Here is a 13,233-nt window from a genome sequence, read left to right on the forward strand (position 1 = left end):
GACGCGCTCATGTTGATCAGGGCAAACGGCCAGAAGCCCGACCAACAACGCCTCCCGGGCATCAGCCGTTTAAACATCACAGGACGGTAACGGCCCGACATGTCGCATCTTTCCCCTCAAAGCAGCTACCCGGGATCAAGATCGACACTGTATGTTCCTGGCTATCCCTTTACTGACGCATGGGACGCAAGAGGCGTTCCACGACAGCGCAAGGAGTTACCCGTGAAGCGCATTCTCCTCCCGGCCGGTGGCGCCATTCTGGCCACTGGTCTTCTGGCTGCCGGCCTCGCCGGCACCGCCCAGGCCGACGGCAAGGTCGCGTCCGACGCCCTCGCGGCGAACGCTGCCAAGGCCGCCGAGACCCTGGACTTCTGGACCAAGTCCGACAACGCGGCGCTCAAGGGCGCTGTGGCCTTCAACCCCGACACCCTCGAGGTCGCCAAGATCCAGAGTGGTGGCTCCTACTCCGCCGACACGAAGCCGGGCACCACGGCTCCGATCGGCGAGGAGAAGAAGACCACGGTCAAGGTTCAGAACGTCAACCTGCCGAAGACGATCGGCAAGGTCTTCTTCGAGGGCCGCGACGGCAAGCTGTACTGGTGCTCCGGTACCTCGATCCAGTCGCAGTACCGCAACCTGGTCGCCACGGCCGGTCACTGCGTGTACGACATCGCGGCGAACGACGAGGTCGTGTCGCGCTGGGTCTTCGTCCCCGGTTACTACCAGGGCAAGGCTCCGTTCGGCATCTACGTGGGTAAGCAGGCCTTCACCCACTACGACTTCGACATCTACGAGGACTTCGACCGCGACTACGCCTTCGTCACCGTCTACGACGGCATCGGCGGCGTGCTCAACAAGCCGAAGCAGGTCACCAAGGCCGAGTACGACAAGTACGAGGGCCAGAAGGAGGCCAAGGAGGTCGAGGTCTCCAAGGCTGAGTTCGACAAGGGCCGTCTCGACCCGAAGACCACGGACTTCTACTCCTTCAAGTGGGGCCGCGGCGACCAGAACGTTGGTCCGGACTACCCCGGTGCCGAGGTCGGCAAGGACGAAGTCTCGAAGAAGGACTACTACGACGCCCGGATCGGCAAGGGCAACGGTTACCGGTTCGGTGAGCCCCTCACCGAGAACGTGACCGAGCGCGAGGCCAAGCTCTACAAGTACAAGGGCGGCAAGGGCGACATCCACGAGGACCGCGCCGGCAACTGGACCATCACGCGCTACTTCGTGCAGAAGTGGGTCAAGCCGGGCTCCGCGCCCAAGTTCATCCGCACCGACTTCTACATCTTCGTCAACGAGGTGAAGAGCGTTGGTCGCCTCGGCGACAACGTCGGTGGCCAGGGTGTCGCGTGGAACCAGCCGACCGGCAAGTACGTCCGCACCTTCGGTTACCCCTACGGCCCGCACCTGGACGGCAACCGTCCTTACACCGGTGTGACGCCGAAGTGGTGCTACGGCAAGACCGCGAGCAAGGTTCTGACCATCCCGTCCAAGAAGGTCGAGGAGCAGCAGAGCCTGAAGTGCGCCGTGACCGCCGGTTACGACGGTGGCCCGTGGCTGTACAACTACAGCAACGCCAAGCGTCTCGGCTACGTCAACGGTGTCACCAGCCTCATCGCTGACACCGACAAGAACAACCGCTACGACACGATCACCTCGGCGATCTTCGACGGCGAGGCTGCTGCGATCTACAAGGCCGCTGCGGCCACGTACTCCGGCAAGCTCGTCCCGTAGTTCGCTGGATCGTTGAACGAGCGACTCGTTCTTCGGCAGTAGAGCAACAAACCAAAGGGCTCGGCATCCAGCCGGGCCCTTTGGCCTTTCTGCGCCCTTTCAGCTGAGAAAGCTGTGAATATCGTGAAGATCCACGCCACTGTTATGTCTGTGCCGATAGGGTCTTTACGCCCGTTTTGACAACCGTGGAGCCCTCCGTGAAGCGCCTGCTCATCCCCCTTGCCGCAGCCAGCCTGAGCGCCGCCGCCCTCGCCATTCCCGCCGGTGCCGCCCCCAGCTGGGCCACCGACGACCTCACCCCCAAGCCCGCCGACGCCTACGGCGTGGCCGACTTCTGGAACAAGTCCAACGGCGCCGCCCTGCGCAAGGCCACCCAGTACACCCTGGACACCAAGGTCGTGCCGAAGCTGGTCCACGCCAAGACCACCGACACGACCGACGGCAAGCCGGGCATGACCGGCCCGTCCACGACGGCGAAGCCGACCGCGTCCAAGAACGTGAACCTGCCCAAGACCATCGGCAAGGTGTTCTTCCAGGACAAGGACGGCGAGTACCACTGGTGCTCGGCCACCTCCATCCAGTCCCAGTACCGCAACCTGGTCGCCACCGCCGGCCACTGCGTCTTCGAGGCCGGCAGCAAGGAGGACGTCTACGACAAGTGGGTGTTCGTCCCCGGCTACTACCAGGGCAAGGCCCCGTACGGCATCTACGTCGGCGCGTACGCCTTCACCGCCTACGACCTCGACCTCTACGACGACTACGACGGCGACTTCGCCTTTGTCGCCGTCCACAACGGTGTGAGCCTGGCCGCCGAGAAGCAGGTGTCGGCCAAGGAGTACAAGGAGTGGGCCGGCGACAAGTGGATCAAGCCGCGCGAGATCGACGAGAAGGAGTTCCGCTCGTGCCTGCTGAACCTCGGCGAGTGCTGGTCCGAGGGCAAGGACACGAAGGCTGACCTCGTCGGCCCCGACCACCCCGAGGCCGTCCTCGAGAAGATCGAGGTCAACGCGACCAAGTACAAGTACGCGAAGGTCGGCAAGGGCCAGGGCTTCAAGTTCGGCGAGCCCGAGGTCGAGCAGGTCACCGAGGCCGAGTGGCGCGCGTACAAGGGCCTGGGCACGAGGAGCACCGGCCCTGACAAGGCCGGCAACTACACGATCACCCACTACTACACCCAGCAGTGGGTCAAGCCCGGCACCGCGCGCAAGTACTTCGCGCCGATCTACGTCATCGGCATCGCCAAGGACATGGGTCGCCTCGGCGACGTTGTCGGTGGTCAGGGTGTCGCCTGGAACCAGCCGCTCGGCCAGTCGGTGACCGTCTTCGGCTACCCCGGCGCCGCCCACCCCGACGGCGACAAGCCGTACACGGGCGTCACGCCGAAGTGGTGCGCGGGCAAGACCAGCACGAAGAGCTGGCAGGTCAACACGTTCCGGGTCGAGACCCACCAGGTGCTGAAGTGCTCCATGACCGGCGGCGCCGACGGCGGCCCCTGGCTCATGAAGTACGACAACAACAAGCGCACCGGCTACGTCAACGGCGTGACGAGCATGTTCCACGACTACGACGGCAACGAGCGCATCGACTACGTCAGCTCGGCCATCTTCGACGGCGAGACCGCCGACGTCTACAAGAAGGCCAACCTGGCGCAGACGAAGTCGATCGTCGGCCCCAACGGCGAGCTGCTCAAGTAGCCTGCCGAGCACGTACGAGCACGGCCCGGGCCACAAGGCCCGGGCCGTTTCGCGTCTCAGACGGCCGTGAGTTCCCGCAGCCGCCGCACCGGCCGCTCGTTGCGGTAGGGGTGCAGCCGCCGCCGTAGGTCGGCGGCGTACGAGCGCGACCGTACCGACTGCAGACCGCCCGCGAGCGCCAGCGCGTCGTTCACGGCCGTGCAGGCCTCCTCCAGCTCCCCGCACTGCAGGAGGCCGGCCGCGAGCAGCGACAGGTTGAACATCCGCCCCCGGACGTAGCGGCCGTCCATGTCGAGCGAGCGGCGCGCCTGCTCGACGGTGCGCCTGCCGTCGCCGAGGTCGCGGAAGCAGTGGGCGAACTTCGCCGACAGGTACGCCTCGTCGAAGTAGCTGAGCCACGGGGGCTCCTTGTCGGGCTTGCGCGCGGCGAAGGCGCGCTCGGCCGCATTCAGCGAGGCCGAGCAGGCGCGCGCGTCACCGAGCCCGGCGTGCGCGTGCGCCTCCAGGACGTGCGCGGACGACTGCAGCGTCTTGATCCCCGCCGTCCGGGCCGCCAGCTGGGATGCCCTGGCGAGGTCGAGCGCGTGAGCCGGCTGGCCCATGTAGATCGCCTGGTGGGCCATGCCCGCCAGGATCTCACCGCCCAGGGTGTGGTCGCCCGCTCCCCTGGCCAGGCTGAGCGCCTGGATGAGGTAGCGCTGGGCGAGGCCGTGCTGCTCCATGTCGTAGGCCATCCAGCCCGCGAGCCGGGTCAGCTCGGCCGCCGCCGCGGCCAGCTCCTTGCCGGTGGCCGTGCTGTACGAGCCGTCCTTCAGCAACGGGGAGACCGCGGTGTCGAGGTACTTGACCACCGAGTTGCGCACCCGGCCGCTGCCGAAGCGGTTGTCGAGCTCGCCGAAGGAACGAGTGACCTCTTTGATCGCGGTGATGTCGGAGTGGCCCACCCGTCGCGAGCCGTCGCCGCCCACGTCGGGCCCTGGCGGCGACGTCAGCCAGCGCATCGCGCCGACGGAGCCCGCTCCTATCGCGAACGTCGAGTCGACCAGGAATTTTCGTCTCTCCACATCGGCCCGCCACAACGCCGTCACGGTCGTGATCCCCTCCTGCCACGTGTGCGTGAACTCCTGGCCGAGATCGAGGGGGGTGCAGGGGGCGGGCATCCCCAGGTGTTCGGGGGTGACCGATCTGCCCAGCCGTAACGCGAAGACCTCGGCGAGCAAGGACGGGACGGGATCGCGTGGCCGCTGGCCCCCGATCCACCGAAGTACGGAGCTGTGGTCGTACTTGAGGCCCGGGGTGCCGCGTGCGGCTCCGAGGTGGTTGAGACACCTGGCCAGTCCTTTGTGAGAAAAGCCCGCCTCCGCGATGAGCTGCTGCAGCAGGTGGTTCGGCTCGCGTTCCATCGCTCTCCTCGTCACAGGAGTCGGCGCCCATGCCCTTACAGAGAGCTACTTTTATAGCACGTTCAGTAAAGGCTTTACGAAGCTTTTCCCAAGACCCCTCTCTCGGAATGGCCGAAGCGCCTACCCAAAATTGGGCAAACAAACCTCAAAAAATGACACGCCGGGGACACCCTCACAAAAGGCATCCCCGGCGCGTGAAGCGTCAAATGCGCGCGACACCGTCCGCGCGGGCCTGGGCGGCCACGGCCGCGCTCACGGCGGGCGCCACACGGTCGTCGAACGGGCTCGGGATCACGTACGTCGCCGACAGGTCGTCGCCCACCACGGCGGCGAGCGCGTCGGCCGCGGCCACCTTCATGTTCTCGGTGATGGCGGCCGCCCGGACGTCGAGAGCCCCGCGGAACACACCGGGGAAGGCGAGCACGTTGTTGATCTGGTTGGGGAAGTCGGAACGCCCGGTGGCCACGACTTCCGCGTACTTGGCGGCCACCTCCGGGTGGATCTCCGGCGTGGGGTTCGACAGCGCGAACACGATCGCCCCCGGAGCCATGGCGGCGACGGCGGTCTCCGACAGGGTCGAGCCCGACAGTCCCACGAACACGTCGGCGCCCTCCAGGGCCTCCTCCGTGGAGCCGGTGTGCCTGGCCCTGTTGGTGTCGCGGGCCAGGGCCTGCTTGACCCCGTTGAGGCCCTCACGGCCCTCGTAGATCATGCCCTTGGAGTCGGAGACGGCGATGTCGCCGATGCCGGCCTCCAGCAGGATGCGGGTCACGGCGACGCCAGAGGCGCCCGCTCCTGCCACCACGGCCCGCAGGTCGCCGAGCGGGCGGCCGGTCAGGCGGGCCGCGTTCCGCAGCGCCGCGAGCACCACGATGGCGGTGCCGTGCTGGTCGTCGTGGAAGACGGGGATGTCGAGCCGCTCGCGCAGCCGGGCCTCGACCTCGAAGCAGCGGGGCGCGCTGATGTCCTCGAGGTTGACGCCGCCGAACGAGGGCGCGAGCCGGGCCACGGTCTCGACGAGCGCGTCGACGTCGGTGCAGTCGAGGCAGAGCGGGACGGCGTCGACGCCCGCGAACTCCTTGAACAGCAGCGCCTTGCCCTCCATGACGGGCATGGCGGCCGACGGGCCGATGTCGCCGAGGCCGAGCACGGCGGTACCGTCGGTGACCACGGCGACGACGTTGGAGACCCAGGTGTAGTCGTGGGCGAGCGCCGGGTTCTCGGCGATGGCGCTGCAGACGCGCGCGACGCCCGGCGTGTAGGCCAGGGCGAGGTCGTCGGCGTCGCGGACCGGAACGGTGGAGCGAACCTCGATCTTGCCGCCGCGGTGCAGCGGGAAGGCCGGGTCGAGGTCGAGATTTCGGGCGGAGGAAGAATCGGGCATGGATGCCACAGCGACCCCTGTCACTATCGGAGCGGAAGAACCTTGTGCCGACGCGCGCGAGCGGTCTGGCCTCGGTAGCTGCCAGATTCCCCTCGGTGAACGTCTGAGGGGGTTCGGGGGTCACCCGTGTGCTGATTCTGCCATATGGACAGGCGGGGCCGTACTGAAGCCGTTCCGTTGACGCATCGTTAAACGCCCGATGACGGACCGCAGCAAAACGCCCCTTAAACTGCACAAAGCGTAAGTTTTCTGGCTTTTCACTTCGAGGAGGCCGTACATGGCCCTCAGCCCCAAGGGCCGCCGTGGTTTCACCGCCGGCGCGCTCGCTCTCACCGCCGCGCTCGCGCTGGCCGCCTGCGGCAGTGACGGCGGCTCCAGCACCACCAGCGCGAGCGCCCCCGCGGAAGCAGGCGGAGTCAAGCTGGTACACCCAGGCAAGCTCACGGTCTGCACGAATATTCCTTACGAGCCGTTCCAGTTCAAGGACGACAGCGGCAAGATCGTCGGGTTCGACGTGGACATCGTCGACCTCGCCGCGAAGAAGCTCGGCGTGACCCAGGACATCGTCGACATCGACTTCGCCGTCATCAAGAGCGGCGCGGCGATGGCGACGGGCAAGTGCGACGTGGCCGCCGCCGGCATGACGATCACGCCCGAACGCCAGCAGAACATCGACTTCTCCGTCCCCTACTTCGACGCCACCCAGGCGCTGCTCGCCAAGAAGGGCACCGGAGCGAAGTCCCTCGACGACGTCAAGGCCAAGGGTCTCAAGCTGGGCGCTCAGGCCAGCACGACCGGCCTCGACTACGTCAAGAAGGCCGGGTTCGACCCGACCGAGTACGCCGACTCCGCCAAGGAGCTGCTGGCCCTGCAGGCCGGCCAGGCCGACGTGATCGTGCAGGACCTCCCGGTCGTCCTCACCTGGCTGAAGAAGCCGGAGATCGCCGAGAAGTACGAGATGATCGCCAGCCTCGACACCGGCGAGCAGTACGGCATCGGTCTGAAGAAGAACGCCGACCCGGTCCTGCTCAAGACCATCAACGACGAGATCACCAAGGCCAAGTCCGACGGCGCCTACGAGCAGATCTTCGTGAAGTGGTTCGGCAAGAAGCCCGGCGAGCTGGGCTGATCCATGGCCGACCAGCCGATGACGGCTGAGCCTGCCCGCGCCAGGCTCAGCCCCCGCAAGAAGCAACGGATCAGCCGCGGCGTCCAGTACGTCGTCCTGCTCGCGGTGCTCGTCGCCGTCGTCCTGTACGCCGACTGGGGCAGCCTGGCGCAGAACTTCGCCAAGCCGGACGTGGCGGGGCACGCCCTGCCCGACCTGTTCACCGTCGCGCTGCGGAACACGATCATCTACGCCGTCGGCGGATTCGTCTGCTCCTTCCTGCTGGGCCTGCTGCTGGCGCTCATGAAGCTCTCGCAGGTCCGGCCGTACCGGTGGATCTCGACCATCTACATCGAGATCTTCCGCGGCCTGCCCGCCCTGCTGATCTTCCTGCTGATCACGTTCCTGCCGCTGGCGCTGCCCGGCTTCGAGGTGCCGGGCGGCACGTACGGACAGGGCATACTCGGGCTCGGTCTGGTGGGCGCCGCCTACCAGGCCGAGGTCTTCCGGGCCGGTCTGCAGGCCGTGCCGAAGGGACAGGTCGAGGCCGCCAGGTCGCTCGGCATGTCGGCCACCAGGGCACAGATCACCGTGGTGATCCCCCAGGCGATCCGCATGGTCATCCCGCCGACCACCAACCAGTTCGTCGCCCTGCTCAAGGACTCGTCGCTGGTGCTGTTCCTCGGCGTCTCCGGCGAGTACGTCGAGCTGGCCAAGTTCGGCAACGACCTGGCCTCCCAGTACGCCAACGCCACACCGATCATGGTCGCGGGCCTGACGTACCTGATCGTCACCATCCCGCTGGGATACCTCGCGTCCCGGCTGGAGGGACGTAAGGGGAGGACACGATGACGCACGCCATCGAACTGCAGGACCTGCACAAGTACTTCGGCAGGAACGAGGTGCTCAAGGGCATCGACATGACCGTGGACACCGGCCAGGTGGTCTGCGTCATCGGCCCGTCGGGCTCGGGCAAGTCGACCCTGCTGCGCTGCGTCAACCTGCTGGAGCAGCCGACCAGGGGCAAGGTGTTCGTCCAGGGCGTCGAGGTGACCGACCCCGACGTCGACATCGACGCCGTACGCCGCCACATCGGCATGGTCTTCCAGCAGTTCAACCTCTTCCCGCACATGACCGTGCTGCAGAACGTCATGATCGCCCAGCAGCGGGTGCTCAAGCGCGGCAAGAGCGAGGCCGAGGCCATCGCCCGCGAGAACCTCGAGAAGGTCGGCGTCGGCGCCAAGTGCGACGCCCTCCCGGGGCAGCTCTCGGGCGGTCAGCAGCAGCGGGTGGCCATCGCCAGGGCCCTGGCGATGAACCCCAACCTGATGCTGTTCGACGAGCCCACCTCCGCGCTCGACCCCGAGCTCGTCGGCGACGTGCTCGCCGTCATGCGCCAGCTCGCCGAGGAGGGGATGACCATGCTCGTGGTCACCCACGAGATGGGCTTCGCGCGCCAGGTGGCCGACCGCGTGGTGTTCATGGACGGCGGCGTCGTCGTCGAGGACGGCGACGCGGCACAGGTCATCGGCGATCCCCAGCAGGAACGCACCCGCGCCTTCCTGCACCGCGTCCTGCACCCGGAGGACTGACGCGTCCGGGGCGGGGCGCCTACGGACACACGCGCCCCGCCCCGGACGCGCCACGGGCCGCACAGAAAAGCCACCCGCGGGAAAGGCCGCCCGCGTGTAATACTCGGGCATGGATCTCACCTCTTACGCCGAGTGGGCGGTGCGGCTGGTCAACGATCCACGGCCGGCGCCCGGGCTGCGGCGCCTGCGCGACGAGCTGGCATCGGTGTTCGACGCCGCCGGCGACGACCGGGCCGTGGCGGGCCGCCTGAACGCCCTCCTCGAGCGCTATCCCGTACGCCCCCAGCTGTCCGACCACGACGGTCACGGCTGGCACCTGCACCTGGCCGAGGACCCGGCCGCGACCGCCGTGATGGGCCTCGCCGCGGTCGTCGCCGAGCACGGGGCCGACCGGCTCGGCCGCTGCCGTGAGCCGCGCTGCGGACAGGCGTTCCTCGACACCTCCTCCAACCGCTCGCGCCGCTACTGCTCGGCCCGCTGCGCCAGCCGCGCCAACGTGGCGGCCTTCCGCGCCCGCCGCAGGAACGCCTCATGAGACCGCCCGCTCACCGCTCCGACGGGGCCCGCCTGCGCCGCGGCGGCCAGTAACGCAGCACCACCCGGCCCACGATGTCGTTCACCGGGCCGAAGTCCCAGCTGTCGCGGCGTCCCGGGGCCCGCTGGTTGTCGCTCTCGAGCCACCACCCGTCGTCGCCGCGCCACTGCGCCCGTTTCACGATGAGCCGGTCAGGGTCTCCTGGCAGCCTGGCCACCACGAGGTCCCCCGGACGCACCATCGCCCCCTGGCGCACCAGCAGCCAGTCGCCCGGCTGGAGCGCGGGGCGCATGGAATCGCCTTCGACGCGTACTCTCATGGGCCGCAGCCCCCTCCTCCACCGCCGTAGGGACGCGAGTAAGGTCAGTTGTGGACCAAGCTGATTCAGCATCCAGGAAGGACCTCTGATGCTCGCACGACTGCTACGACCCAAGCATGTCGCAACCGCTCACTGCGACCTGCCCTGCGGGGTGTACGACCCCGCCCAGGCCCGCATCGAGGCCGAGTCGGTCAAGGCGATCATGGAGAAGTACGGAGCGAACGAGGACCCGGTCTTCCGGGCCCGCGCGCTGACCATCAAGGAGGAGCGCGCCGAGCTCGTCAAGCACCACCTGTGGGTGCTGTGGACCGACTACTTCAAGCCGCCGCACCTCGAGCAGTACCCCCAGCTTCACCAGCTTTTCTGGGACGCCACCAAGCTCGCCGGCGCCGCCGGCGCCAAGGGCACGGTCGACGTCGCGAAGGCGGAGGACCTGCTCGGCAAGATCGACGAGATCTCCAAGATTTTCTGGGAGACCAAGGCGGCCTAAAACCGTCGGAAAGGCTCTGTGCGACCACGCGGTCGCGCAGAGCCTTTTCTGTTGAGGGCGCGTCTGATTCGTCCAAGCACCGCTCAGGGGCGGTAAGTTGCAGTCAGCGTCGGATACGCGAGGAGGAACGTGACCGAGGAAACCGAGACGCGCGCGGAGGGCGTGGCCGGCATCCGCGATGTGGTGAGCATCAGGCTCCCCGCCGCGAGCGCCTACCTGTCTGTGCTGCGTACGGCTACCGCCGGCCTGGCTGCGCGGCTTGACTTCACCCTGGACGAGATCGAAGACCTGCGGATCGCGGTCGACGAGGCGTGCGCCATGCTGCTGGGCGAGGCGGTGCCGGGCACCGACCTGACCGCGGAGTTCGAGCTTTCGGGGCAGGAGATGCAGGTCAGGGTCGAGGTGGCGACCGTGGGCAGCTCCGCGCCGAAACGAGATGACTTCGCCTGGATGGTCCTGACCGCGTTGGCCGACGACGTCGACGCGGTGAGCGACTCACCCGATCGCATGGCGATCGTCCTGCGCAAGCGCCGAGGCGCGGCCCAGAAATCGGCGGGGCCGGCGTGACGGAAAGGACTGGAGCCATGGCCACCAGCGAACACGCCGTTCCCGACAGGGTGCGTGCCCGCCAGCTCTTCGCCGAGCTGGCCGAGCTGGGCCCCGAAGAGCCGCGCCGCCAGCGCATCAGGGACGAGCTGGTCGAGCTTCACCTTCCCCTCGTCGAATACCTGGCCCGCCGGTTCCGCAACAGGGGCGAGTGGCTCGACGACCTCACCCAGGTCGCCACGATCGGTCTGATCAAGTCCATCGACCGCTTCGACCTCAACCGCGGCGTCGAGTTCTCCACGTACGCCACGCCGACCATCGTCGGTGAGATCAAGCGGCACTTCCGCGACAAGGGCTGGGCGGTGCGGGTGCCGCGGCGCCTGCAGGAGCTCAAGCTGTCGCTCACCAAGGCGATCAGCGACCTGTCGCAGCGCGAGGGGCGCGCCCCGACCGTGGCCGAGCTGGCCTCCTACCTCAAGATGACCGAGGAAGAGGTGCTGGAGGGCCTGGAGTCGGCCAACGCCTACTCCACCGTGTCGCTCGACGCGCCCGACTCGGGCGACGACGACGCCCCGGCCGTGTCCGACTCGCTCGGCATCGTCGACGAGTCGCTCGAGGGCGTCGAATACCGCGAGTCGCTCAAGCCGCTGCTCGAACGGCTGCCGCCGCGCGAGAAGCGCATCCTGTTGCTGCGGTTCTTCGGCAACATGACGCAGTCGCAGATCGCGACCGAGCTCGGCATCTCGCAGATGCACGTCTCGCGCCTGCTGGCCCGCACGCTGGCCCAGCTGCGCGAGGGCCTGACGGCCGAAGACTGACTCAGCCGTCACCGTAGAGAGCGCGGGTGGTGGGAGGCGCGAGCAGTGTCGCGATTCCCGCCACGGCGACGACGGCCAGCGGCACACCGAGTTGCGGCCAGCCCGACTGGACGAGGGTGAAGGCGACCGGGAGCAGGAAGATCTGCGCCAGCACGGCCGGTGACCTGCCCCACCGCTCCGCCCGGAACAACCCACCACCGGCGACCCACAGCAGACCGGCGCCGACCAGCAGCGCGAACACCGCCTCGGCGAGTGCGGTCGTCAGATCGTCCGGCTTGCCCGTCAGCGTCTGCACGGCCGCGTAGACGCCGAGACCGGCGGCGACGAGGCCTTCCAGCGCGACGATCCCTGCGGCGACGAAGAGGGTGGGCGGGCGTCCTTTCACGTCCGTACCCTATCGCCCGGAGCGGGCGGTCCGTGAGGCGGCGAACCGAGAACCCCACATACGGGACGATCGGCTTGATTGTGGACGACATCGATTGGCTACGCTGGGCGCTATGCGCGCAATGCTGCTGGTCAACCCCACGGCGACGACGACGAACGCCCGTACGCGTGACGTGCTGATCCGCGCACTCGGCGCGGCCGTGGACCTCACCGTCGAGGAGACCCGCTACCGCGGGCACGCCGCCCGCCTGGCGGCCACGGCGCGGGCCAAGGGGTACGACGTGGTGGCGGTGCTGGGCGGCGACGGGACGATCAACGAGACCGTCAACGGCCTGCTCAACCCGGTGGGCGGCGGTGAGCTGCCGGCACCACCCAGCGACGATCCGAGCCTCGGGCGGCCAGGGCTCATGGTGATCCCCGGCGGCAGCGCGAACGTCTTCGCCCGCGCGCTCGGCCTGCCGAACGACCCGGTCGAGTCGACCAGCGTGGTGCTGGAGGCGCTGCGCGAGAACCGGCGCCGGACCGTCGGCCTCGGCCAGGCGCTGTGGGAGGGGCAGAGCCGCTATTTCACGTTCTGCTCGGGCATGGGGTACGACGCCGAGGTTGTGCGGGCCGTGGAGGGCCTGCGGGGGTCCGGGCGCAAAGCCACGCCGACCCGCTATGTGAACACGGCTCTACGGCACTATCTGGCCACGGACAAGCGGCATCCGGCGATGACGCTCACCGGCCCCGGCATCCCGACGGCCCACGGGATGTTCATGGCGATCATCTCCAACACCTCCCCGTGGACGTACGTCGGCCCGCGGCCCGTGCGCCCGACGCCGTGGGCGAGCTTCGAGACGGGGCTCGACGTGCTCGGGCTGCGCCGCATGGGCCCGGTCGCGGTCGCGTCGATGATCCGGCAGATGCTCACGGTCAGTGACACCCTTCCGGTGGGCCGGCACCTCGTGCAGCTGCACGACGAGGCCGAGTTCACGCTCACGGCCGCCCGCCCCGTGGCCTTCCAGCTGGACGGCGACTACCTGGGCGAACGCGAGAGCGTGACGTTCCGCTCTACCCCCAACGCGTTACAAGTCCTGGTCTAGCCGGTTACATCCGGTCATTGTGTGACGCATCCGACATCCATATGCGGGAAAACATCGCGCCAACCCTCTTGCGTGCACTCTGCGTGGCTGACAGTCTCATCTTGGACGTCGGAACGTAGGACCTTTAACAACCCCAAAGGG

General features: G+C 68.0%; 14 protein-coding genes. 10 read left to right on the plus strand and 4 right to left on the minus strand.

What is annotated here, in order from left to right:
* The first annotated feature begins 222 nt into the window (after positions 1 to 222).
* Both BLR04_RS33260 and BLR04_RS33265 read left to right on the plus strand, forming a co-directional pair.
* Positions 223 to 1,734 carry a trypsin-like serine peptidase gene (locus BLR04_RS33260; protein WP_090772826.1) on the plus strand — a complete coding sequence of 504 codons (1,512 nt, stop codon included), beginning with the start codon at positions 223 to 225 and terminating at the stop codon, positions 1,732 to 1,734.
* A 197-nt stretch (positions 1,735 to 1,931) separates the two neighbouring features.
* Entirely contained in the window at positions 1,932 to 3,428 is a 1,497-nt protein-coding gene (locus tag BLR04_RS33265) for a trypsin-like serine peptidase (RefSeq protein WP_090772918.1), read from the plus strand.
* A gap of 56 nt (positions 3,429 to 3,484) precedes the next feature.
* On the opposite strand, the gene BLR04_RS33270 is transcribed toward BLR04_RS33265, so the two are convergent.
* Both BLR04_RS33270 and BLR04_RS33275 read right to left on the minus strand, forming a co-directional pair.
* Positions 3,485 to 4,831, minus strand: coding sequence for an NsdA family TPR-like regulatory protein (locus tag BLR04_RS33270; protein WP_090772828.1), 1,347 nt, complete (start codon positions 4,829 to 4,831; stop codon positions 3,485 to 3,487).
* Between the two features lie 202 nt (positions 4,832 to 5,033).
* Positions 5,034 to 6,215 carry an NAD(P)-dependent malic enzyme gene (locus BLR04_RS33275; RefSeq protein ID WP_090772830.1) on the minus strand — a complete coding sequence of 394 codons (1,182 nt, stop codon included), beginning with the start codon at positions 6,213 to 6,215 and terminating at the stop codon, positions 5,034 to 5,036.
* A 277-nt stretch (positions 6,216 to 6,492) separates the two neighbouring features.
* Here BLR04_RS33275 and BLR04_RS33280 point away from each other — a divergent pair, with 277 nt between their 5' ends.
* The 4 genes from BLR04_RS33280 (at position 6,493) to BLR04_RS33295 (ending at position 9,450) form a co-directional block, all read left to right on the plus strand.
* Positions 6,493 to 7,344, plus strand: coding sequence for an ABC transporter substrate-binding protein (locus tag BLR04_RS33280; RefSeq protein WP_090772832.1), 852 nt, complete (start codon positions 6,493 to 6,495; stop codon positions 7,342 to 7,344).
* Between the two features lie 3 nt (positions 7,345 to 7,347).
* The gene (locus BLR04_RS33285) at positions 7,348 to 8,175 is read left to right on the plus strand and encodes an amino acid ABC transporter permease (protein WP_090772833.1); all 828 of its coding nucleotides are present in this window, start codon (positions 7,348 to 7,350) and stop codon (positions 8,173 to 8,175) included.
* Complete coding sequence (locus BLR04_RS33290) at positions 8,172 to 8,915, plus strand: amino acid ABC transporter ATP-binding protein (protein ID WP_090772835.1); 744 nt, start codon at positions 8,172 to 8,174, stop codon at positions 8,913 to 8,915. Before BLR04_RS33285 ends, BLR04_RS33290 begins: the two co-directional genes overlap by 4 nt.
* 109 nt (positions 8,916 to 9,024) lie before the next feature.
* Complete coding sequence (locus BLR04_RS33295; protein WP_090772837.1) at positions 9,025 to 9,450, plus strand: CGNR zinc finger domain-containing protein; 426 nt, start codon at positions 9,025 to 9,027, stop codon at positions 9,448 to 9,450.
* Between the two features lie 10 nt (positions 9,451 to 9,460).
* On the opposite strand, the gene BLR04_RS33300 is transcribed toward BLR04_RS33295, so the two are convergent.
* Positions 9,461 to 9,769, minus strand: coding sequence for a S24 family peptidase (locus BLR04_RS33300; protein WP_090772839.1), 309 nt, complete (start codon positions 9,767 to 9,769; stop codon positions 9,461 to 9,463).
* 88 nt (positions 9,770 to 9,857) lie between these two features.
* Between BLR04_RS33300 and sodN the strand changes: the two genes are divergently transcribed.
* From sodN to BLR04_RS33315, 3 genes are all read left to right on the plus strand, one after another.
* The gene (gene sodN, locus BLR04_RS33305) at positions 9,858 to 10,259 is read left to right on the plus strand and encodes a superoxide dismutase, Ni (RefSeq protein ID WP_090772841.1); all 402 of its coding nucleotides are present in this window, start codon (positions 9,858 to 9,860) and stop codon (positions 10,257 to 10,259) included.
* Between the two features lie 129 nt (positions 10,260 to 10,388).
* Entirely contained in the window at positions 10,389 to 10,826 is a 438-nt protein-coding gene (locus tag BLR04_RS33310; protein WP_090772843.1) for an ATP-binding protein, read from the plus strand.
* A gap of 17 nt (positions 10,827 to 10,843) precedes the next feature.
* A complete protein-coding gene (locus tag BLR04_RS33315) occupies positions 10,844 to 11,623 on the plus strand; it encodes an RNA polymerase sigma factor SigF (RefSeq protein WP_020544159.1) in 780 nt (259 codons plus the stop codon).
* A gap of 1 nt (position 11,624) precedes the next feature.
* On the opposite strand, the gene BLR04_RS33320 is transcribed toward BLR04_RS33315, so the two are convergent.
* A complete protein-coding gene (locus tag BLR04_RS33320; protein ID WP_090772847.1) occupies positions 11,625 to 12,008 on the minus strand; it encodes a hypothetical protein in 384 nt (127 codons plus the stop codon).
* A gap of 112 nt (positions 12,009 to 12,120) precedes the next feature.
* Here BLR04_RS33320 and BLR04_RS33325 point away from each other — a divergent pair, with 112 nt between their 5' ends.
* On the plus strand, positions 12,121 to 13,092 hold the full coding sequence (locus tag BLR04_RS33325) for a diacylglycerol/lipid kinase family protein (RefSeq protein ID WP_090772849.1): 972 nt from the start codon (positions 12,121 to 12,123) through the stop codon (positions 13,090 to 13,092).
* Positions 13,093 to 13,233: the final 141 nt, after the last annotated feature.

The organism is Nonomuraea maritima (assembly GCF_900100395.1).
GTDB classification, from domain to species: domain Bacteria; phylum Actinomycetota; class Actinomycetes; order Streptosporangiales; family Streptosporangiaceae; genus Nonomuraea; species Nonomuraea maritima.

Bases quoted from the DNA above. Each gene is read 5' to 3' on its own strand.
- BLR04_RS33270 (WP_090772828.1), bottom strand. From the start codon at position 4,831: ATGGAACGCGAGCCGAACCACCTGCTGCAGCAGCTCATCGCGGAGGCG.
- BLR04_RS33275 (WP_090772830.1), bottom strand. From the start codon at position 6,215: ATGCCCGATTCTTCCTCCGCCCGAAATCTCGACCTCGACCCGGCCTTC.
- BLR04_RS33280 (WP_090772832.1), top strand. From the start codon at position 6,493: ATGGCCCTCAGCCCCAAGGGCCGCCGTGGTTTCACCGCCGGCGCGCTC.
- BLR04_RS33285 (WP_090772833.1), top strand. From the start codon at position 7,348: ATGGCCGACCAGCCGATGACGGCTGAGCCTGCCCGCGCCAGGCTCAGC.
- BLR04_RS33290 (WP_090772835.1), top strand. From the start codon at position 8,172: ATGACGCACGCCATCGAACTGCAGGACCTGCACAAGTACTTCGGCAGG.
- BLR04_RS33295 (WP_090772837.1), top strand. From the start codon at position 9,025: ATGGATCTCACCTCTTACGCCGAGTGGGCGGTGCGGCTGGTCAACGAT.
- BLR04_RS33300 (WP_090772839.1), bottom strand. From the start codon at position 9,769: ATGAGAGTACGCGTCGAAGGCGATTCCATGCGCCCCGCGCTCCAGCCG.
- sodN (WP_090772841.1), top strand. From the start codon at position 9,858: ATGCTCGCACGACTGCTACGACCCAAGCATGTCGCAACCGCTCACTGC.
- BLR04_RS33315 (WP_020544159.1), top strand. From the start codon at position 10,844: ATGGCCACCAGCGAACACGCCGTTCCCGACAGGGTGCGTGCCCGCCAG.
- BLR04_RS33325 (WP_090772849.1), top strand. From the start codon at position 12,121: ATGCGCGCAATGCTGCTGGTCAACCCCACGGCGACGACGACGAACGCC.